We start from the raw sequence: 19,375 nt of genomic DNA on the forward strand, positions 1-19,375 counted from the left end.
CATGACGAAGGGGCCCCGCCGTGACGGCGGGGCCCCTTCGGTGTGCGCGGGGGTCGGCCCGGGTGGGCCGGGGCGCGGCTCAGACGGACGTGACGACCTGCTCGTGCTTTAGGCGCGGGGAGCGCGGGAACCAGGCGTTCTCGCCGGGCTTGCCGATGTTGATGACCATCAGCGGGGTGTGGTCGTCGTCGAGGAACTCCTTGCGGATGCCCTCCAGGTCGGCGCCGGTCATCGGGCCGGCGGCCAGGCCGGCGGCGCGCAGGCCGATGATGAAGTAGCCGGCCTGGAGCGTGGCGTTGAGGGCGGCGCTGCCCTCGCGGGCCTCGCGGCCCATGCCCTCGAACATGCCCTTGGCGCCCTCGAAGTGCGGGAAGAGCTGCGGCAGCTCCTCGTGGAACTCGTTGTCCGCCGAGAGGATGGCGACCAGCGGGGCCTTCGCGGTCTTCTCCTTGTTGCCGTCGGCCATGAGGGCCACCAGGCGCTCGCGGGCCTCGGCGGAGCGCACGAGGGTGACGCGCAGCGGCGACTGGTTCATCGAGGTCGGGCCGAACTTGATCAGGTCGTAGACGGCCTGCATCTGCTCGTCGGTCACCGGCTCGTCGGTGAAGGTGTTCGCGGTGCGGGCCTCACGGAACAGCAGGTCCTGGGCGGCGGGGTCAAGAACGAGCGACATGATCAACCTTCTCGGTGCGACGTGGCGGCCAGGCTGGTCCGAACCTCCCGGACCGACCGCTTCCATGAGCGTACGCCGATGAGGTTGAAGCTTCAACTAGAGTGGGAGTGACCCACGCCACTGCGTCACGTCACTGCTCCCGCGCACCCGCCCGCGTCGCCTACCGGTCGTCCTCCTCGGCGTCCGTCTCCTCCTCGGTGTCCGCCGCACCCGCCGCGTCCTCCTGGGCCAGCGCCGCGTCCAGGCGGGCGCGGGCGCCGTCCAGCCAGCGGCGGCAGACCTTCGCCAGCTCCTCGCCGCGCTCCCACAGCGCCAGCGACTCCTCCAGCGAGGTGCCGCCCGCCTCAAGCCGCCGTACGACGTCGATCAGCTCGTCGCGCGCCTGCTCGTACCCGAGCGACTCCTCGGCCGCCCGCTCCGTCTTGGTGTCCGTCATCGTCATCCGTCCTGTCACCGCGCCGGTCGCGGTCGTCGTGTGGTCATGCGGTCATGCGGTACGGGGGCGGGAGGAGCCACCCCGGTCGCCTACGAAGGCTCGGTCTCCGTCACCCGTACGGTGAACTCGCCCTCCGCGACCCGGGCCCGCAGCTCCGCGCCGGGCTCCGCGTCGGCGGGGGCGCGCACCACGTGTCCGTCCGGGCGCTGGAGCACCGCGTACCCGCGCTTCAGCGTGGCGGCGGGGGAGAGGGCGACCACCCGCGCCAGCGTGTGCGTCAGCTCCGACTCCGCGCGGTCCAGCAGATGCCCGAGCGTGCGCCGGCCGCGGTCGGCGAGCGCGCTCACCTGCTGCTCCCGCTCCTCGATCATCCGGTGCGGGTCCTGTATCGACGGCCGGCCGAGCGCCGCCGCGAGCCCCCGCTCCTCGCGCTCGATCAGCGCCTCGACACCGCGCCGCGCCCGCTCCCGCAGCCAGCGCACCCGCTCGTACTCCTCGCCGACGTCCGGCACGACCTTCTTCGCCGCGTCCGTCGGCGTGGACGCGCGCAGGTCGGCCACGAAGTCGAGCAGCGGCTGGTCCGGCTCGTGCCCGATCGCCGAGACGACCGGCGTACGGCAGCCCGCCACCGCCCGGATCAGCTGCTCGTCGGAGAACGGCAGCAGGTCCTCCACGCTTCCGCCGCCGCGCGCCACGACGATCACATCGACCTCGTCGTGCGCGTCCAGCTCCTTGACCGCCTGCACCACCTGCGGCACCGCGTGCACGCCCTGCACCGGCACATTGCGCACCTCGAAGCGGACGGCGGGCCAGCGGTGCCGCGCGTTCTCCAGGACGTCGCGCTCGGCGGCCGACGCGCGCCCGCACACCAGGCCGATGAGCTGCGGCAGGAACGGCAGCGGACGCTTGCGGTCGGCGGCGAACAGGCCCTCGGCGGCCAGCGACTTCTTCAACTGCTCCAGGCGCACCAGCAGCTCGCCCATGCCCACCGGCCGGATCTCGGCGGCCCGCAGCGAGAGCTGCCCTCGCGGCGCGTACCACTCGGGCTTCGCGTGCACGACCACGCGCGCGCCCTCGCTCACCACGTCCGCCACCGCGTCGAACACCTGCCGGTAGCAGGTGACCGAGATCGAGATGTCGTACGAGGGGTCGCGCAGCGTCAGGAAGACGACACCGGCGCCCGGTCTGCGGGAGAGCTGGGTGATCTGCCCCTCCACCCACACGGCACCGAGCCGGTCGATCCACCCCCCGATGAGCCGGGAGACCTGCCCCACGGGGAGCGGGGCGTCCGGGGACGTATTGGCAGCCATGCCGCGAGCGTAGCGGCCGCCACCGACATCGCCGCCCCGCGCACGCCCCGGCCCCCGCCCCGGCTCACGCCCGCCCGGGGTTCACGGGCGGGGACCAGGGGCCCCGGAGTTCACCGCCCCGGGGCCGTGGCGTCGAGCGGGGCCGGGTCGCCGTCGTTCCCGCCGCGCGTCTGCACCGCCAGCACCACGAGCCCCACCGCCAGCCAGATCGCGCCGACCACCTGGGCCGTCGCCGACGCCTCCACGATCACCGCGATGGTGATCGCCGCGCCGACCACCGGCACCAGCAGATGCCGCCACCAGCTCACCGTCCCGCCCTTGCGGCGCACCGCGAAATAGCCGACCACGCTCGCGTGCAGCAGCGTGAACGCCGTCAGGGCGCCGATGTCGACCACCGAGACGAGATGGTCCATGCCGTCGTCACGGCTCGCCGCCCACACCGCCGCGACCAGCGTGATCACCGCCGCCACCAGCAGCGCGACCCGCGGCACACCCCCGTCCGTACGCGACAGCACCCTCGGCAGCCGCCGGTCGCGCGCCATGGCGAACAGCAGCCGGCCCGCCGCCGCCTGCCCGGCCAGCGCCGCGAACGCCGCTCCGATCGCCTTGCTCACCGCCACCAGGTCGTGCAGCCAGCCCCCGACCGACACGTCCACCGCGTCGTAGAACGCCGACCCCTGCTTGCCCGGGTCGGCGAGCAACTGCGCCGACGTCACCGGTTCGAGCAGCGCCACCAGATAGGTCTGCGCCACGAACAGCACACCCGTGAACGCCAGGCAGAACAGCACCGCCCGCGCCACCTTCGCCGAGCCGCCCGTGACCTCCTCCGCGAACGTGGCGATGGCGTCGAAGCCCAGATACGACAGCACCGCGATCGACACCGCCCCGATCACCGCGGACAGCGCGAACGCGCCCTGCGTCCCGTCCCCGGTCAGCGGCGACAGCCAGTCCCGCTGCGCGCCGTCCCGTACGAGCACCACGACCGCCGACACCACGAACACCAGCAGGACGATCACTTCGAGGGCCAGCACCGCGAAGCCGACCCGGGCCGCGGCCCGTACGCCCCACAGGTTCAGCAGGGTCGTGATCACCACCGCGAGCGCCGTCCACACCCACCGCGACACGGACGGCACCAGCGCGTTCATGGCGATGCCGGAGAAGAGGTACGCGACCGCCGGGATCAGCAGGTAGTCCAGCATCGCCATCCAGCCCGCGACGAAGCCGGGACCGCGACCGAGCCCCACGCGCGCGTAGGCGAACACCGAGCCGGCCTGCGGGGCCACCCGCACCATCTGCGCGTAGCTGAAAGCGGTGAACGCCATCGCCACCGTCGCCACGATGTACACCAGCGCGACGGCGCCGTGCGATTTCGCGTCCAGGGTGCCGAAGACACCGACCGGGGCCATGGGCGCGATGAACAGCAGCCCGTAGACCACCAGGTCACGGAAGCCGAGATCGCGCCGGAGCTTGCCGGCGGGCGCCTCGGGCTGCTCGGCGCTGTCGGGGGCGGCTGCTGTCGACATCGTGCCTCCGGAGTGTCGCGGATGCTCCCAGTGTTCACGGACGGGCGATCTTTGGCCTGCTGGGCTCGGCCTTACGATGGGGGACATGACTGCTACGACTGGCTCCCGCCGTGTCCTGCTCGCCGCCCCCCGTGGCTACTGCGCCGGTGTGGACCGTGCCGTGATCGCCGTCGAGAAGGCCCTGGAGCGGTACGGGGCCCCGATCTATGTACGCCACGAGATCGTGCACAACAAGTACGTCGTCCAGACCCTGGAGCGGAAGGGCGCCATCTTCGTCGAGCAGACGGACGAGGTACCCGAGGGTTCCATCGTCATGTTCTCCGCGCACGGTGTCGCCCCGACCGTCCACGAGGAGGCCGAGCGCGGCAGGCTCGCCACCATCGACGCGACGTGCCCGCTGGTCACCAAGGTCCACAAGGAAGCGATCCGCTACGCGAGCGACGACTTCGACATCCTCCTGATCGGCCACGAGGGCCACGAGGAGGTCATCGGCACCTCCGGCGAGGCCCCCGACCACATCACCCTGGTCGACGGCCCCGATGACGTCGCCAAGGTCGAGGTCCGCGACCCCTCCAAGGTCGTCTGGCTCTCCCAGACCACGCTCTCCGTCGACGAGACCATGGAGACCGTCGACGCCCTCAAGGAGAAGTTCCCGCAGCTCGTCTCGCCGCCCAGCGACGACATCTGCTACGCCACGCAGAACCGGCAGCTCGCCGTGAAGCAGATGGGCGCCGACTCCGACCTCGTCATCGTCGTCGGCTCGCGCAACTCCTCCAACTCCAAGCGGCTCGTCGAGGTCGCCAAGCTCGCCGGCGCGAAGGACGCGTACCTGGTCGACTTCGCCAGCGAGATCGACGAGGCGTGGCTGGAAGGCGTCACCACCGTCGGCGTCACCTCCGGCGCCTCCGTCCCCGACGTGCTCGTCGAGGAGGTCCTGGAGTGGCTGTCGCAGCGCGGCTACGCGGACGTGGAGATCGTCAAGGCCGCCGAGGAGTCCATCACCTTCTCGCTGCCGAAGGAGCTCCGCCGCGACCTGCGCGCCGAGGCCGCCTCCCTCGTCGCGGAGCGCACCGCCGAGAAGTGACCGCGCGTGCCACGTCGTAGCGTGGAGTCATGCAGATCTTCGGCGTGGACATCGGCGGATCAGGGATCAAGGGCGCCCCGGTCGACCTGGAGCGCGGCGACCTGGCGCAGGAGCGGTACAAGGTACTGACCCCGCACCCGGCCACCCCGGACGCGGTCGCGGACGGGGTCAAGGAGGTCGTCGAGCACTTCGCGGGCGGCTGCGACCGCCTCGGCATCACCTTCCCCGGCGTGGTGACAGGCGGCGGTACGGTCCGTACCGCCGCGAACGTCGACAAGAGCTGGGTCGACGTGGACGCCCGCGCGCTCCTCAGCGAGCGGCTCGGCGGGCTCCCGGTGACGGTGCTCAACGACGCGGACGCGGCGGGCGTCGCCGAGATGCGCTTCGGCGCCGGGCGCGGGCGTCGCGGCACGGTCCTGCTGCTCACCTTCGGTACGGGCATCGGCTCCGCGCTGTTCAGCGACGGCGTCCTCGTGCCCAACACGGAGCTGGGCCATCTGGAGCTGGACGGGCACGACGCGGAGCGCCGGGCGTCCACGAAGGCCAAGGAGGACCACGAGCTGAGCTGGGAGCACTGGGCCAAGCGCGTCACGAAGTACCTGCGGCACGTCGAGATGCTGTTCTCGCCGGAACTCTTCGTCATCGGCGGCGGGGTCAGCCGCAAGGCCGACAAGTTCCTGCCGCTCATCAAGGGCGTCCGCGCGGAGATCGTGCCGGCGCAGCTTCAGAACAATGCGGGGATTGTGGGGGCGGCGATGTCCGCGGGGGCCGCGGGGCGGTAGCGGGCGGTACGGCCGGGGTTCGCGGTACGGGGTTTCGGCCGGCCGGGGCGGGGGGTTCCGGGGGGTTGGCCCCCGGGGGCCTCTGTCGTGGTTCGCCTGCGGGCTGGTGGGGGCTGGTCGCGCAGTTCCCCGCGCCCCTGGCGGGGCGGCCGGTGCGGGGTGTTTTTCGCGTCCCGGGCGGGGCGCTAGCCCTGGGGGTGCTTTTCGGGGTCAGGCGGGGTCGTGGGGGCGGGTGTTGCGGGTGCCGTGGGTTCCGCCTGGGCGCTTGGTGGCGCGGGGGCGGTTGCCGGTGGGGGCGGGGCGCTGGGGGGCGCGGCGGCTCCGCAGACGTACCCGGCGCACCAGTACCCAGACTCCGGCGACGAGGGTGCCGGCGTACAGCCAGCCCGCGTTCATCGCCAGCGTCGTCATGACGCCCATCGCCCCCGCGCCGGCGCCGGCCGAACCCTGGGCGACCGGCACCACGCCCACCGCGAACGCGATCGGCATCGAGATCGGCGCCGCCGCCAGGTCCGGCCCCCGCACCCAGCGCGCGGCAAGCCCACTGACCAGCAGGAACAGCACTCCGTACACGGCCGGCGAGCCGTCGAACAGCGCCAGGTCGAGCAGTCCGATGAGCAGCATCGCGCCGACGGCGAACAGCCCGCAGCCCAGCCCCGTCAGCCGAGGACCCGGGAACCCGCGCAGTGCCCGTACGAGCAAGGGCACCGGCCGGGACCGCCCCGAGGACCGGTAGACGGTCGCCGACTCGGCGGCGACATCGGCGCGCTCGCCGGCGGCCCCGCCCCGCGCCTGCGCCTGCGGCGGAAGCGGGGCGGTGCGGCGGGGGCGCGATTGCGCGGGACGCGTCCTGGGTTGCTCCACAAGCCCAACATAGGTGCGCTTATGTGCGGAATACGCCGCGGGACACGCGCTTTGGCCGACCTTGACCACGACCTTGACCACCTCCTCGACGACGACCTCGGCGACCACCCGGACGGGGACGCGGGCGGCCCCCGGCGACGACCTCGGCCACGGGCCCGGCCCCCGGCGCGGACCCCGTAAACTGGGGGATCGCCCACCAAGAAGAACCGTGCCCGCCCCGCCGGAGCACACACCTTCACCCATCCACGGCCATCAGCGCCCACCACGTACGGGAAGTCGCAACGTGTCGCTCACGATCGGAATCGTCGGTCTGCCGAATGTCGGCAAGTCGACCCTGTTCAACGCCCTGACCAAGAACGACGTGCTGGCGGCCAACTACCCGTTCGCCACGATCGAGCCGAACGTGGGGGTCGTGGGCGTCCCCGACACCCGCCTGACGAAGCTGGCCGAGATCTTCTCCTCGCAGAAGGTCCTCCCGGCGACCGTCGACTTCGTCGACATCGCGGGCATCGTGCGCGGCGCGAGCGAGGGCGAGGGCCTGGGCAACAAGTTCCTGGCGAACATCCGCGAGTCCGACGCGATCTGCCAGGTCATCCGCGCCTTCAAGGACGAGAACGTCGTCCACGTCGACGGCAAGGTCTCGCCCAAGGACGACATCGAGACGATCAACACCGAGCTGATCCTCGCCGACCTCCAGACCATCGAGAAGGTCCTGCCGCGTCTCCAGAAGGAGTCCCGGATCAAGAAGGACGTCGTGCCGAAGGTCGCGGCCGTCGAGGCGGCCAAGGAGATCCTCGAGAAGGGCGACACCCTCTTCTCCCAGGGCATCGCCCAGGGCTCCGGCAAGGAGGAACTCCTCCACGACCTCCACCTCCTCACCACCAAGCCCTTCCTCTACGCCTTCAACGTCGACGAGGACGAGCTGACCGACGAGACCTTCAAGGCCGAGCAGCGCGCCCTGGTCGCCCCGGCCGAGGCGATCTTCCTCAACGCCAAGCTGGAGGCGGACCTCGCCGAACTGGACGAGGAGGACGCGATGGAACTCCTCCAGTCCGTCGGCGCCGAGGAGCCCGGCCTCGCCACCCTCGCCCGCGTCGGCTTCGACACCCTGGGCCTGCAGACCTACCTGACGGCCGGCCCGAAGGAATCCCGCGCCTGGACCATCAAGAAGGGCGCCACGGCCCCCGAAGCGGCCGGCGTCATCCACACGGACTTCCAGAAGGGCTTCATCAAGGCCGAGGTCATCTCCTTCGACGACCTGGTCGCCTGCGGCTCGGTAGCCGAAGCCCGAGCGGCCGGCAAGGCCCGCATGGAGGGCAAGGACTATGTGATGCAGGACGGGGACGTGGTGGAGTTCCGTTTCAATGTGTGATCGGGTGAAATAACACCACGTCGCGGACGTGGCGAACATGCAGGTCAGAAGGGGTCGGACTCGGTCGAGTCCGACCCCTTCGTCGTCACCGTGCTGGATTGGTGCTGGATATTCTGACGCAGGGGCAGCGGTAATCAGGTCCCGTAGGCGGTGGACCGGTGTCCCACGTGAAGGACCCAGACCACCAGCTCGCCGTTGTCGATCGTGTAGACGACGCGGTAGTCGCCGACGCGCAGGCGGCGGCGTTCGGGCTGGGACACCAGTGCGGTGGTGTTGAAGCCGAGGGGGTCGGTTTCCAACTCGGTCAGCTTGGCCAGGATGCGCAGCGCCATGTCGCGAGGGATCTTCCGGAGCTCGGCCTGGGCCTCGGGTCGGAAGACCGTTCGGTACTCACTCACTGCGCGCCAGCGTCTCCCTCATGATGTCCTCGATCGGGATGCCGGGTGCCGGGTTGGCCATGCGCTCGTCGATGATCCGGTTGATCTCGCGCTCTTCCCATTCCTGGTACTTGCGCAGCACCTCGATGGACACCACGGCGGCGACTTCCTTGCCTCGGCGCGTGATCACCGTGGGTACGTCGTCGCGGTCCGCGCGCTCCACCACCTCCGCCAGGTGTGCTCGCACGTCGCGGATGGACTCTATGGGCAACGGCTGTGTCATGCGCTCAAGCGTACCGAGTGTCCCGTGTGTACACAATGTCGGCGCCCATGCGACCTACCCTCGCGGTGGCCGCGCGTGCTGGATGTGCTGGATGAATCCGCACGGTGCTGGATCGGTGGTGGATAACCACTTCCAGAACCGAGTTTTCGCAGGTCATAGCTCTGTGCTCGACGTTCCGCTTCAACGAGTAGCGGGTGACCTGTCACCGCGTCACTGATCTGGCAGATATGCGGGTCAGGAAGGGTCCGGATCTTCGGGGTCGGGCCCTTGGTTCTTCTCGTACCGCTGCGGGAGCGCCGTTCCGTGGTCGTGCTGACTTCCGACAGTGACGACATGGGCAAGCTGTGCGGCGACCGAGTCCGGCTCGTGGCGGTGTGACGTCCCCTGGCCGCTTTCTGTCTTTCGGTGGTTGTGTAGGTCATCCGGCGCCGAACACCCGCACCTCCGCCACCGGTTCCGGCTTGGGGGAGGTCTCCGTGATGCGGACGTAGCGGGCTCGCTCGCCTGGGGTGAAGGGGGTCCAGTGGTGGGTGTCGGGGGAGGTCGTTACGCGGGTGCGGGTGCCCGGGGTCGTGACGCGGGCGAGGGCGCGGGGCCGGCCCAGGTCGACGGTGAGGGACGCGCCGGGGGCCGTCGGGCGCCAGGCCGTGGCGGGGGAGCCGTCGACCGCCGCCGTCGCGTACTGGCCCGGGTCCTCGGAGGTCGCCGTCGCCGGGCGGCAGCGCGCCAGGTCCCGGGTCGGGGCGAGGTCCGGGCGGCGGGTCGGTACGGTCGTGCCGGTCGCGGTCACCGTGTGGCGGCCGGACGGGGTGACGATCGGGAACGGGGCGCCCGAGGTCAGGCGGACCGTCGTGCGCGCCGGGCCGATCGACACGTCGTACGTACGGCCGCGCCAGTGAAGTCCCTTGATCGTGACGCCGGTTGAGAGTTGCGGCGGGAGCATCGGGTCCAGGCCGACCGCGTCGTCGTCGCGCAGGCGCAGCCCGGTGAGGCCGTGCGTGAACACCTGGAGGAAGCCGCCCTTGCCGGTGAGGAAGTCCTGCGCGGGGGAGCCGGCGAGCGCGTCGCCCGCGCCCGCCTTCGTGCCCCGCGACTCCGCGAACGTGCCGAACGGGCCCCGGAAGAACGGCCGCGACGCCCGCTCCAGATACGTGTACGCCGAGCAGCCCGGCTCGCCGATCGCCGCCGCCGCGACCGCGTGCACGGAGTCCGTCATCGCCGGGCCGTCGGGGTCGGTGTGCGCCGCGTAGTGGTCGAGGGTGGCCGCCGCCGCGCCCTTCGGCATGGGCAGACCGAGCGGGTAGATCAGCAGCACCGCGTCGGCCTGCTTGCCGGTGGGCGGGTGCGCGAGGTCGTACCCCGCGTACTGGAGATAGACCTTGCGCTTCGCGTCGTACGGCAGCCGCAGGCCGTCCGCGATCCGGGTCCACGCGGCGGGCGCGGGCTCCCCGAGCACCCGGGCGGCCTTGACGGCGGCGCGCAGGGAGAGCGCGGCGACCGCGTTGGTGTAGACGCCGTCGTCGACGCCGTTGGCGTATTCGTCGGGGCCTGCAACGTCCTTGATCGAGTACGAGGGAAGCCGGGTTGCGCCGGTCTGCGGATCGCGGGTGACGCGTGAAGTCCAGTACTCGGCCAGGCCGTTGAGGAGGGGGAGGCCGCGTTCGCGCAGCCAGGTGCGGTCGCCGGTCGCCTGGTAGTACTGCCACGCCGCGAGCGCGATATCGCCCTGGAGGTGGATCTGGCTCACGCAGTGCGGCGGGTTCCAGCTCTGGCACTCCTGCCATAGACGGCCCGAACTTGCGCTCGTCCAGGGGTACATGAGGCCCTTGAGGGAGGTGCGGTACGCGTTGCCGGCGGCTGCCCGGCGCGTGCGGTACCGGTACTCCAGGACCGGCGCGGCAAGTTCGGGGCGGGTCGCCAGCAGCGCCGGGAACATCCACGTCTCCGCGTCCCAGAAGATCATGCCCGCGTAGTTGTCACTGCTCAGACCGGTCGGCGCGATGCTGTCCCGGCTGCCCGCGCGCACCGACGACAGCAGCCCGTACTGCGCGGCCCGGACCTGGAGCTGGAGGTCGGGGCGGCCCGGGGTCTCGATGTCCGATGCCCACAACCGCGCCCAGGCGTCGGTGTGTTCGGCGATGATCGCGTCCCATCCGGCCGCCGCCGCGCGCTGCGAAGCGCCCACGGCTGCCGCGTCCGGGTCCTGCGCGCGCCGGGTGGCCGGGCCTCGGGTCGCGTCCACGCCTACGTACTTCGTCAGGTCGTAGTCGGCGCCTGACTCGGCGCGCACACTGGCGGTCTGAGTCGTCGTCAGGCTGTCGCTTTTGGACGCCGGCCGGGTCGGGCCGGGGGCGATGAGCGTGCTGGCGACCGTGCCGTGCGGGGCGCCGGGCGGACCCTCGGCGCGGAAACCGACCCGCGCGGTGCGCTTGCCGGCCGGGCCCGCGCCCGTGGGGGTCAGCCGGCGGGCGCCGCGTCCGTCGATCCGGTCGGTCACGGTGAACTCGCCGCTCCAGTGCGGAGTGACGCGCAGCCGGACCGCGCCGACGTGCGGACGTGCCCGGTCCGCGAGCACCTCGTACGTCAGGTCCGTGCGCCGCCCGTCCGCGTGCAGCCAGGTCAGTGACGTACGGACCAGCCCGCAGCGCAGATCGACGCTCTGCCGGTAGCCGGTCGTGCGGCTCGACGGGCCGTACGTCTCACCGCCCACGGTCACGTCCAGGCCCGTCCAGGTCGGCAGCGCTGCGATGGCCTCGCGGTGGGCGGTGTTCGCGGGCCCGCGTGCGTACAGGCCTGCGGCGAAGGCGCCGTCGTAGGGGTGTGTGTAGAGGGGCCAGCCGGTCTTGACGTCCGGGCCGCCGGGTTCGGCGTAACCGGCGCCGGCGGGTGGTACGCGGACGCCGAGGTAGCCGTTTCCGGCGAACGCGCGGTAGGGCGAGTCCGGTGCGACCGGTGTCGTGGTGGCCGGCGTCCAGGCCGGGTCACCGCAGCGTTGGGTGGTGGCGGGCGGTGGGGGCAGGGCCGGAGCGGGGAGTGTGGCGCATGTCAGTGGCAGGGTGAGCAGGGCGGCGGTGAGGGGGGCGCGGAGGCGTCGGGCGGTCACGGTACGAGGGTGCGCGCCGGGCCCGCCGAACCCCGGGACCCGCGCCGAGAGCTAGCCGCTCCGGGTGACCCGACACCCCGGTCAGCCCCGTCAGGGGCGGAGCCCGGGAGCCGGCGCTCAGGTCAGCCCCATAAGGGGCGCGGGGGACGCTGCCGCTGGGAAGGGACGCTGAGGTCAGCCCCCTCAGGGGCGCGGGGAACTGCGCGCTCGGCCACGGCGTACCCGGCACTCTGGGGCGCTGCCCCAGGCCCCGCTCCTCAATCGCCGGAGAGGCTTGATTGACCGGCGCGGAGGTCAGCCCCGTCAGGGGCGCGGGGAACTGCGCGAGAAGCCCCACCGGGGCTGCACCCGAGGTGCAACCTTCACGCACCCGGCGCTGGGGGCCGCCTTGCCCACCCTGCCGCCCCAGGCGGCAGATTGCCCAAGGCGGGGGCGGCTCCCCCAGGGCACCGGTGCTGATCGCCCCGTCGGGGGCGCGGGGAACTGCGCGAGCGGCCACGACGCACCCGGCACTCTGGGGCGCGGCCCCAGACAGGCTTGAATCGACCGGCGCTGAGGTCAGCCCCAAAATGCGCGGTCGGACCGCACCTCGCCGCGCCGGGGCGATGAACGCCCGCCTCACCCCGCCGCCAGCCCCGACTTCAACCCCGCCCCGCACAAAGGGACCACCGCCCGCTGCAAACCCCCCGCCCGCGCAGCGGCCCAGCATGCCGCCGCCGTCGACTCCACGAACAAGCCCCGCGAAGCGAGATCCCGCTGGGCGTGCCGGAGCTGATCCTCCGTCACCGTGTGGAACACGCCGCCCGATTCCCGTACCGCGCGCAGGATCTGCCGGGCCCGCGGCGGACGCGTGATGGCGATGCCCTCGGCGAGCGTCGGCGGGGCCGCGACCCGGGCGCCGGGGTCGTCGAGATCATCCGCACCGGCCTCCCACGCGGCAGCGAGCGGCGCGACGGCCGCGGCCTGCACCGCATGCAGCGCGGGCCGCCGGTCGATCATGCCCGCCGCGTGCAACTCCGCGACGGCGAGCGCCGCCCCGAGCAGCAGCGTGCCGTTGCCGACGGGCAGCACCAGCACATCGGGCAGGCGCCCGCCGAGGTCCTCCCACAGCTCGTGCACGTACGTCTTGGTGCCGTGCAGGAAGTACGGGTTGTAGACGTGGCTGGCGTAGAAGACGCCGGGTTCGTCCGCCGTCCGCCGGGCCGCCTCCGCCGCCGCCTCCCGGTCACCGGGCACCACGACGAGCCGCGCGCCGAACGCCCCGATCTGCTCGATCTTCTTCGGGGACGTGCCCTCGGGGACGTAGACCTCGCAGGGCAGGCGCGCGCGGGCGCAATACGCGGCGACGGCCGTGCCCGCGTTGCCACTGCTGTCGGCGACGACACGGTCGGGGCCGAGCCGGGCGGCGAGCGCGGCCAGCATGACGGCGCCCCGGTCCTTGAACGACAGCGTCGGCATCAAGAAGTCCAGCTTCCCCGAGACGGTGTCGGTGAGCGGGACGAGCGGGGTGCGCCCCTCACCGAGCGTGCATCCGGGGCGGGGCAGCGGCAGGCACTCGGCGTACCGCCACATCGAACTCTCCCGCCCCGTCAGCGACTTCAGCGTGGCGGGCGTGGGGGAGTAGTCGAGGTCGAGCGGGCCCCGGCACACCGGGCACGACCAGTCCGGCGAACCGGCCGGTACGCGGGTCCCGTCGACGGGGCAGTAACAGTCGGGCAGCGCGGTCATGGGGAGAGCGTAGGAGGCGCGGGGCCGTTACGTACGGAGGTGCCGGGGCGTCCCCGGCGGCGTTCTTCGCGGGGGCGCGGAAGGGGGGCGTACAGGTGCGCGAGCGAGGAGTGGATGTGTGAAAGCTGCACTACCTGGAGAAAGATGCTGCGTAAAGGCTTCCTGGCGCGCATGTCATCACTTCGAGTGATTCTCTGGCCTCTGCTTGCATGGCTCAACCCACGGTTGCCACGCTGTTGCTGTCTGTCAATCCGACGAGGACGTCCGACGGGGACTTGAGGGGAACGACCAGTGACATTCGGTGAGCAGCCGGCGTACCTGCGCGTCGCGGGTGATCTCCGCAAGAAGATCGTCAGCGGATCGCTGCCACCGCACACGCGCCTCCCGTCCCAGGCGAAGATCCGCGAGGAGTACGGGGTCTCGGACACGGTCGCCCTGGAGGCCCGCAAGGTGCTGATGGCCGAGGGGCTGGTCGAGGGGCGCTCGGGTTCCGGCACGTATGTGCGGGAGCGGCCGACCCCGCGCAAGGTGGCCCGTTCCGGATACCGGTCGGGGGCGGGGTCGACGCCGTTCCGGCAGGAGCAGTCGGACCCGGCGGCGCGGGGGACGTGGGAGTCGCGCAGTGAGCAGGCGGGGGCGGACGCGGGTATCGCGGAGCGGCTGGCGATCCGCCCCGGTGACCGGGTGATGTGCACGCGGTACGTGTACCGGGACGCCGGCGAGACGATGATGCTGGCCACGTCGTGGGAGCCGCTCGCCCTCACGGGGCGCACGCCGGTGATGCTGCCCGAGGAGGGGCCGCTCGGGGGGTGCGGGGTGGTCGAGCGGATGGCGGCGATCGATGTCGTCGTGGACAACGTGACGGAGGAGGTCGCCGCGCGGCCTGGGCTGGCGGAGGAGTTGAGTGCGCTCGGGGGGGTGCCGGGGCATGCGGTGCTTGTCATTCATCGGACGTTCTTCGCGTCTGGGCGGCCTGTGGAGACGGCTGACGTCGTCGTGCCCGCGGATCGCTACCGCGTGGCGTATCACTTGCCCGTGAAGTAACGGTCAGCCTTTGGCGCGGGCCGCTCTTGGGTTGCCGCGGCTGCCCCAAAAGACCGCGCAGTTCCCCGCGCCCCTGAGGAGGTATGCGGGCCGGCCCGTCGCCTTTCGCCCTCGCCTCGCGTCGTGGCTGGCCGCGCAGTTCCCCGCGCCCCTACCGGGGCTGACCTCAGCGCATACTCCCGGCCTCCGCCCCTGGAGGCGGGGCTGCGCCCCAGCCTCCCCCGGTAGAGGTAGCGCACGTAGTGCGCACCGAAGGGGCGCGGGGAACTGCGCGAGAAGCCCCACCCACCCGCAGACAACGAACCACGGGCAGCCCCACCCACCCAGGGGTGCGGGGAACTGCGCGCCAAGCCGCCCACCCACCGAGAGACGAACAACCCGCCCCCCAAAAGCCGCCGCAGACCCAAACACGCGCCCCCCTCCGGAGGAACTTGGCTTGTTGCGTACCTCTTTGTGCTAACCCGTATCCGCTCCGTAAAGGTCAGGCGTACGCTCGGGCATATGCGGATTGCGGTTTCCTCACGACCAGGGGGCGGTACGCGATGCGAGTCGGCGCGATCGGGGAAGGGCGGGGCGCGATGACGGACAGCACGACGACACTGCCATGGCTCGTCATACGCCAGGACGACAACGGCAACCGCTACCGCGTGGGCCGGTACGCCACGAAGGCGGAGGCCGAGCAGATCGCCGACAGCCTCGACGACCGCGGCCACAAGCAGCTCTACTGGGTCGAGAGCCTCCCCCAGAGCACCGGGCAGAACGGAACACAGGGCGCCCACCCGTAGGCTCCGCCCCATGAACGCAGAACCGATCGTGGTGGTGGCCGCCGCCCTGTACGACGCGGACGGCCGCCTGCTCGCCGCGCGCCGGAGCGCACCCCCGGAACTGGCGGGCCGCTGGGAACTGCCCGGCGGCAAGGTGGAACCGGGGGAGGCGCCGGAGCACGCCCTCGTCCGCGAACTGCGCGAGGAGCTGGGCATCGACGCCGAACCGGTCGCCCGCGTCCCCGGCGAATGGCCCCTCAAGCCCGGCTACGTGCTCCGGGTCTGGCGCACCCGGCTCACCTCCGGCACCCCGGCCCCCTTGCAGGACCACGACGAGCTGCGCTGGCTCGCACCCGAGCGGATCCGGTCCGTGAACTGGCTCGACCAGGACGTTCCCGCCGTCGAAGCCGCGGCGGCGGCGCAAGCGGCGGAGCCGATCGCAGAGGCGGGAGCCGAACGCGCCGCCCGGTACGCCGTCCGTGCCACCACGCACCCATCTGCGGGATAGCGCATCCCCGTACCCGGGTATATGCCGATTAACCCTCCGAAACCGGACAGGGTGCTCGCGGCGGCCAGGGAAGTGATCGGCGTGCTCCACATCGAAGGCGAATACGCCGAGTGGGCCTTCCCCGCCGACCCGTCGGCCGTCCGCCGAGCCCGTTCCGCCGTGCGCGGGCAACTGGCCGCCTGGTCCCTGACCGACCTGGAGGACGTGACGACGCTGCTGGTCAGCGAGCTGGTGACGAACTCCCTGCGGTACGCGTCGGGCCCCATCGGCGTACGGCTGCTGCGTCCGTCCGGCGCCCGTGACGTGCTGCGCGTCGAGGTGTCCGACCCGCTGCCCGACCCGCCCCGCGCCCGCAGCGCCGCCCCCGACGACGAAGGCGGAAGAGGGCTGCAACTCGTCGCGGGCGCCTCGCGGAGCTGGGGTATCCGGCCCGGCGACGAGCGTTCCGGAGGCAAGACCGTGTGGTTCGAACTGGCGGTGCCCCCTGAGGAACCGGCGCACCCGGAGGGCGCCGGCGTACTTGGGGGGCGGGAGCCGGGTTAGGCGGCGGCCCGCTGGTTAGGAGACGACTGCGGGGGGCCGGCGACGGTCGCCGAACGACGCACGGCGAGGATCGCGTGGCAGCGGCGGGTGTGGACGCACCCGCACCCTGGGTACGGAAAGAGTCGGTCCCGGCGGGCCGGAAAGAGTCGGGAGCGTGGTGTGATCGTGAACACCGTGTTGCGCGGCACCGTAGTGCTGGATACTGCGGGCAGCCGCCCCGGTGACCGGTGCCGGACGCGGTGAGCTGGAGGGGACGGTTCGCGTGAGCGAGATACCAGCGAAGGCAGAGACGCCCGAGGGTCCCTCGGGTGCCACGGTGCCCGAGCAGGCCGCGGCGGCCGACGTCTGGCAGACGAGCCCGCCCGGGTCGATCTACGACTACATCAAGGTCGCCTCCTTCTCCATCGGCCCCGACGGCGCCATCGACCAGTGGAGCCGGCGCGCCGCGCAACTCTTCGGCATCAGCGCCGAGGAGGCGATCGGCAAGGACCCCGTCGAGGCGTTCGTCCCCGCCGACCTGCGCGCCGACGGCCACCGCAAGATGGCGGAGATCCTCGACGGCCGCGAATGGACCGGCGTCGTCCCCTTCCGCGCCCCGCCGCGGGACCCCGAAGGACCGGACGGCTCCGGCGCGCCGGGCGCGGGCGACGCGGGCGCGGCCGAGGAGCGCGCCGGGCTCGCCGAGGTCTACGTCATGCCGACCCGTACGGAGGGCGGGGAGCGCGCCGCGGTCTGCATCGTCGTGGACGTACGCACCCTGCGCCGCATCGAGACGGACATCGCCGCCGCGCAGGCAATTTTCGGCCAATCTCCGTTCGGATTCCTGCTGCTGGACACCCAGTTGCGCGTCCAGCGCGCCAACCGCACGTTCACCGCCGTCTTCGGCGGCCACGCCGAGGACCACCGGGGCCGCACCGTCCACGACTACCTGCCGCGCCACGAGGCCGACCGCGTGCAGGCCGCGCTGCGCCGGGTGCTGGAGACCGGCGAGGCCGTCACCGACATGCAGCTCGTCGGCACCGCCCCCGACTCCGCCGAGCGCCGCCACTGGTCCCTCAACCTGTACCGTGTGCACAGCGGTTCGGGCCGCCCCATGGGCATCGCCGGACTCGTCACCGACGTCACCCGCCGCCACGCCGCCGCCCGCGAGGCCGCCCACGCCCGCCGCAACCTCGCCCTGCTCAACGAGGCCGGCGCCCGCATCGGCAACTCCCTGGACCTGGAGACCACCGCCCGCGAACTCCTCGACGTCGTCGTCCCCGGCTTCTGCGACCTCGCCTCCGTCGACCTCTATCAAGGACTCCTCAGCGGCGACGAGACCGCCCTCGTCCGGCACAGCCTCGCCGACGGCAGCGCCGAACTGCGCCGTGTCGCCGCTGCCAGCGCCGTCGCCGACGTGCCCTTCCTCGACCTCGGCGGCGAGGAGCCCGTCAACGTCGGTGCCGTGCACCGCTTCACCTTCAACTCCGCCTGCGCCGACGCCCTGCGCACCGCCCGGCCGCAACTCCTGCCCGCCCAGCCCGGCGGCCTCGTACAGTCCACGCTCGCGGTGCCGATGGTCGCCCACGACACCGTCGTCGGGCTCGTGCAGTTCTCCCGTACGAAGGGCAGCGAACCGTTCGGCGACCGCGACCGGGCGCTCGCCATGGAGCTGGCCGCCCGCGCCGCCGTCTGCATCGACAACGCCCGCCTGTACCGCCGCGAACACGAGCGGGCCCTGATACTGCAACGCTCGCTGCTGCCGCCCGACGACCCCGAGGCGTCCGGCCTCGACATCGCCTGCCGCTACCTCCCGGGCAACGCGGCGACCGAGGTCGGCGGCGACTGGTTCGACGTCATCGAACTCCCCGGCCACCGCACCGCGTTGGTCGTCGGCGACGTCATGGGCCGCGGCCTGCGCGCCGCCGTCGCCATGGGTGAACTCCGTACGGCAGTACGGACGTTGGCCCTGCTCGACCTCGAACCCGCCGAAGTGCTCAGCGCCCTCGACGAGATCGCCCGCGGCCTCGGCACGCCCGGCGGCACCCAGCAGGCGGCCCGCGCCCGCAGCCGCCCCCAGGACGCCGAACTCTCCGAGGTCTACCTCGCCACCTGCGTGTACGCCGTCTACGACGCGGTCACCCGGCGCTGCACCTTCGCCAACGCGGGCCATCTGCCGCCCGTCCTCGTCGAACCGGGCGAGGGCGCGCTCATGCTCGACGTACCGCCCGGGATGCCGCTCGGGGTCGGCGGCGAGCCGTTCGAGGAGGTCGAGGTCGATCTGCCCGAGGGGTCGCTGCTCGCGCTGTACACGGACGGGCTCGTCGAGTCCCGGGACCATCCGCTGGACGAGGGGCTCGCCGCGTTCCGCTCCGCGCTGGACGACTCCTCGCCCGCTCTTGAGGACATCTGCGACCGCGTCCTGAACTCCCTCGACACCCAACACGGCGAGGACGACATCGCGCTGCTCATGGCCCGCGTCCAAGGGCTGCCCGCCGGGAACGTCGGGGACTGGACGCTGCCGCGCGAGCCGACGTCCGTGGGGCGGGCGCGGGAACTCGCCCGTACGCAGCTTCAGGGCTGGGACCTCGAACCCCTCGTGGACACCACGGAGTTGCTCGTCAGCGAGCTGGTCACGAACGCGCTGCGCTATGGCGAGGGGGACATCCGGCTGCGGCTCCTTCTGGACCGGACGCTCGTGTGCGAGGTGTGGGACGCGGGGCTTGTGCAGCCTCGGCGGCGGCGGGCGCGGGACACGGATGAAGGGGGGCGGGGGTTGCAGCTTGTGGGGTTGCTCAGTGCGGCGTGGGGGTCTCGGCGGACGCCGCGGGGGAAGACGGTGTGGTTCGAGTTGCCGTTGCCTGACGGGGAGGGGGGGCTGGCCGACCCCACGGAAGCGCTCCTCAGCCTCTTCTGACCCCTCTCGACGCAGTTCCCCGAGCCCCTGAGCTGTCCTTCACCTTGGCGCCGGTGGGGGCTGGTCGCGCAGTTCCCCGCGCCCC

At 72.3% G+C, this 19,375-nt stretch carries 17 protein-coding genes; 8 read left to right on the forward strand and 9 right to left on the reverse strand.

The window, feature by feature from the left end:
- Positions 1–79: 79 nt before the first annotated feature.
- From ACZ7LY_RS05545 to ACZ7LY_RS05560, 4 genes are all read right to left on the reverse strand, one after another.
- Entirely contained in the window at positions 80–673 is a 594-nt protein-coding gene (locus ACZ7LY_RS05545) for a malonic semialdehyde reductase (protein ID WP_471623216.1), read from the reverse strand.
- Positions 674–833: 160 nt separating this feature from the next.
- Positions 834–1,109 (reverse strand): exodeoxyribonuclease VII small subunit, encoded by a 276-nt coding sequence (locus ACZ7LY_RS05550; RefSeq protein ID WP_471623217.1) that lies wholly within the window; start codon positions 1,107–1,109, stop codon positions 834–836.
- Between the two features lie 89 nt (positions 1,110–1,198).
- Positions 1,199–2,419: an exodeoxyribonuclease VII large subunit gene (gene xseA / locus ACZ7LY_RS05555; RefSeq protein ID WP_471623218.1), complete on the reverse strand. Its 1,221-nt coding sequence runs from the start codon at positions 2,417–2,419 to the stop codon at positions 1,199–1,201.
- A 110-nt stretch (positions 2,420–2,529) separates the two neighbouring features.
- Positions 2,530–3,942: an APC family permease gene (locus ACZ7LY_RS05560; protein ID WP_471623219.1), complete on the reverse strand. Its 1,413-nt coding sequence runs from the start codon at positions 3,940–3,942 to the stop codon at positions 2,530–2,532.
- A 76-nt stretch (positions 3,943–4,018) separates the two neighbouring features.
- Here ACZ7LY_RS05560 and ACZ7LY_RS05565 point away from each other — a divergent pair, with 76 nt between their 5' ends.
- Together ACZ7LY_RS05565 and ppgK are read left to right on the forward strand one after the other, a co-directional pair.
- Positions 4,019–5,026: a 4-hydroxy-3-methylbut-2-enyl diphosphate reductase gene (locus tag ACZ7LY_RS05565; protein ID WP_471623220.1), complete on the forward strand. Its 1,008-nt coding sequence runs from the start codon at positions 4,019–4,021 to the stop codon at positions 5,024–5,026.
- 29 nt (positions 5,027–5,055) lie between these two features.
- The gene (ppgK, locus tag ACZ7LY_RS05570; protein ID WP_471623221.1) at positions 5,056–5,808 is read left to right on the forward strand and encodes a polyphosphate--glucose phosphotransferase; all 753 of its coding nucleotides are present in this window, start codon (positions 5,056–5,058) and stop codon (positions 5,806–5,808) included.
- 210 nt (positions 5,809–6,018) lie between these two features.
- On the opposite strand, the gene ACZ7LY_RS05575 is transcribed toward ppgK, so the two are convergent.
- Positions 6,019–6,672, reverse strand: coding sequence for a DUF6542 domain-containing protein (locus ACZ7LY_RS05575; RefSeq protein ID WP_471623222.1), 654 nt, complete (start codon positions 6,670–6,672; stop codon positions 6,019–6,021).
- Positions 6,673–6,955: 283 nt separating this feature from the next.
- On the opposite strand from ACZ7LY_RS05575, the gene ychF reads away from it, so the two are divergent.
- Complete coding sequence (gene ychF / locus ACZ7LY_RS05580) at positions 6,956–8,044, forward strand: redox-regulated ATPase YchF (RefSeq protein ID WP_471623223.1); 1,089 nt, start codon at positions 6,956–6,958, stop codon at positions 8,042–8,044.
- A 134-nt stretch (positions 8,045–8,178) separates the two neighbouring features.
- Here ychF and ACZ7LY_RS05585 read toward each other — a convergent pair whose 3' ends face one another.
- From ACZ7LY_RS05585 to ACZ7LY_RS05600, 4 genes are all read right to left on the reverse strand, one after another.
- Positions 8,179–8,442: a type II toxin-antitoxin system RelE family toxin gene (locus ACZ7LY_RS05585; RefSeq protein ID WP_471623224.1), complete on the reverse strand. Its 264-nt coding sequence runs from the start codon at positions 8,440–8,442 to the stop codon at positions 8,179–8,181.
- A complete protein-coding gene (locus ACZ7LY_RS05590) occupies positions 8,435–8,704 on the reverse strand; it encodes a type II toxin-antitoxin system Phd/YefM family antitoxin (RefSeq protein ID WP_007266282.1) in 270 nt (89 codons plus the stop codon). The genes ACZ7LY_RS05585 and ACZ7LY_RS05590 overlap by 8 nt, the downstream gene beginning before the upstream one ends.
- A 418-nt stretch (positions 8,705–9,122) precedes the next feature.
- Positions 9,123–11,807: a glycosyl hydrolase family 65 domain-containing protein gene (locus tag ACZ7LY_RS05595; protein ID WP_471623225.1), complete on the reverse strand. Its 2,685-nt coding sequence runs from the start codon at positions 11,805–11,807 to the stop codon at positions 9,123–9,125.
- Positions 11,808–12,425: 618 nt separating this feature from the next.
- A complete protein-coding gene (locus ACZ7LY_RS05600; protein ID WP_471623226.1) occupies positions 12,426–13,535 on the reverse strand; it encodes a pyridoxal-phosphate dependent enzyme in 1,110 nt (369 codons plus the stop codon).
- A 291-nt stretch (positions 13,536–13,826) separates the two neighbouring features.
- Between ACZ7LY_RS05600 and ACZ7LY_RS05605 the strand changes: the two genes are divergently transcribed.
- The 5 genes from ACZ7LY_RS05605 (at position 13,827) to ACZ7LY_RS05625 (ending at position 19,290) form a co-directional block, all read left to right on the forward strand.
- Positions 13,827–14,579, forward strand: coding sequence for a GntR family transcriptional regulator (locus ACZ7LY_RS05605; RefSeq protein WP_471623227.1), 753 nt, complete (start codon positions 13,827–13,829; stop codon positions 14,577–14,579).
- Between the two features lie 578 nt (positions 14,580–15,157).
- Positions 15,158–15,364, forward strand: coding sequence for an SPOR domain-containing protein (locus ACZ7LY_RS05610; protein ID WP_471623228.1), 207 nt, complete (start codon positions 15,158–15,160; stop codon positions 15,362–15,364).
- A 10-nt stretch (positions 15,365–15,374) separates the two neighbouring features.
- The gene (locus ACZ7LY_RS05615) at positions 15,375–15,851 is read left to right on the forward strand and encodes a (deoxy)nucleoside triphosphate pyrophosphohydrolase (protein ID WP_471623229.1); all 477 of its coding nucleotides are present in this window, start codon (positions 15,375–15,377) and stop codon (positions 15,849–15,851) included.
- A gap of 21 nt (positions 15,852–15,872) precedes the next feature.
- Positions 15,873–16,394, forward strand: a complete 522-nt coding sequence (locus ACZ7LY_RS05620) for an ATP-binding protein (protein WP_471623230.1) — start codon at positions 15,873–15,875, stop codon at positions 16,392–16,394.
- A 262-nt stretch (positions 16,395–16,656) separates the two neighbouring features.
- On the forward strand, positions 16,657–19,290 hold the full coding sequence (locus ACZ7LY_RS05625) for a SpoIIE family protein phosphatase (protein ID WP_471623231.1): 2,634 nt from the start codon (positions 16,657–16,659) through the stop codon (positions 19,288–19,290).
- Positions 19,291–19,375: the final 85 nt, after the last annotated feature.

The sequence above is a fragment of the Streptomyces sp. NPDC107550 genome (assembly GCF_055639095.1).

Coding starts and splice junctions, on each gene's coding strand:
- ACZ7LY_RS05565 (WP_471623220.1), top strand. CDS start 4,019: ATGGGGGACATGACTGCTACGACTGGCTCCCGCCGTGTCCTGCTCGCC.
- xseA (WP_471623218.1), bottom strand. CDS start 2,419: ATGGCTGCCAATACGTCCCCGGACGCCCCGCTCCCCGTGGGGCAGGTC.
- ACZ7LY_RS05550 (WP_471623217.1), bottom strand. CDS start 1,109: ATGACGGACACCAAGACGGAGCGGGCGGCCGAGGAGTCGCTCGGGTAC.
- ACZ7LY_RS05590 (WP_007266282.1), bottom strand. CDS start 8,704: ATGACACAGCCGTTGCCCATAGAGTCCATCCGCGACGTGCGAGCACAC.
- ACZ7LY_RS05620 (WP_471623230.1), top strand. CDS start 15,873: ATGCCGATTAACCCTCCGAAACCGGACAGGGTGCTCGCGGCGGCCAGG.
- ACZ7LY_RS05600 (WP_471623226.1), bottom strand. CDS start 13,535: ATGACCGCGCTGCCCGACTGTTACTGCCCCGTCGACGGGACCCGCGTA.
- ACZ7LY_RS05615 (WP_471623229.1), top strand. CDS start 15,375: ATGAACGCAGAACCGATCGTGGTGGTGGCCGCCGCCCTGTACGACGCG.
- ppgK (WP_471623221.1), top strand. CDS start 5,056: ATGCAGATCTTCGGCGTGGACATCGGCGGATCAGGGATCAAGGGCGCC.
- ACZ7LY_RS05610 (WP_471623228.1), top strand. CDS start 15,158: ATGACGGACAGCACGACGACACTGCCATGGCTCGTCATACGCCAGGAC.
- ACZ7LY_RS05560 (WP_471623219.1), bottom strand. CDS start 3,942: ATGTCGACAGCAGCCGCCCCCGACAGCGCCGAGCAGCCCGAGGCGCCC.
- ACZ7LY_RS05545 (WP_471623216.1), bottom strand. CDS start 673: ATGTCGCTCGTTCTTGACCCCGCCGCCCAGGACCTGCTGTTCCGTGAG.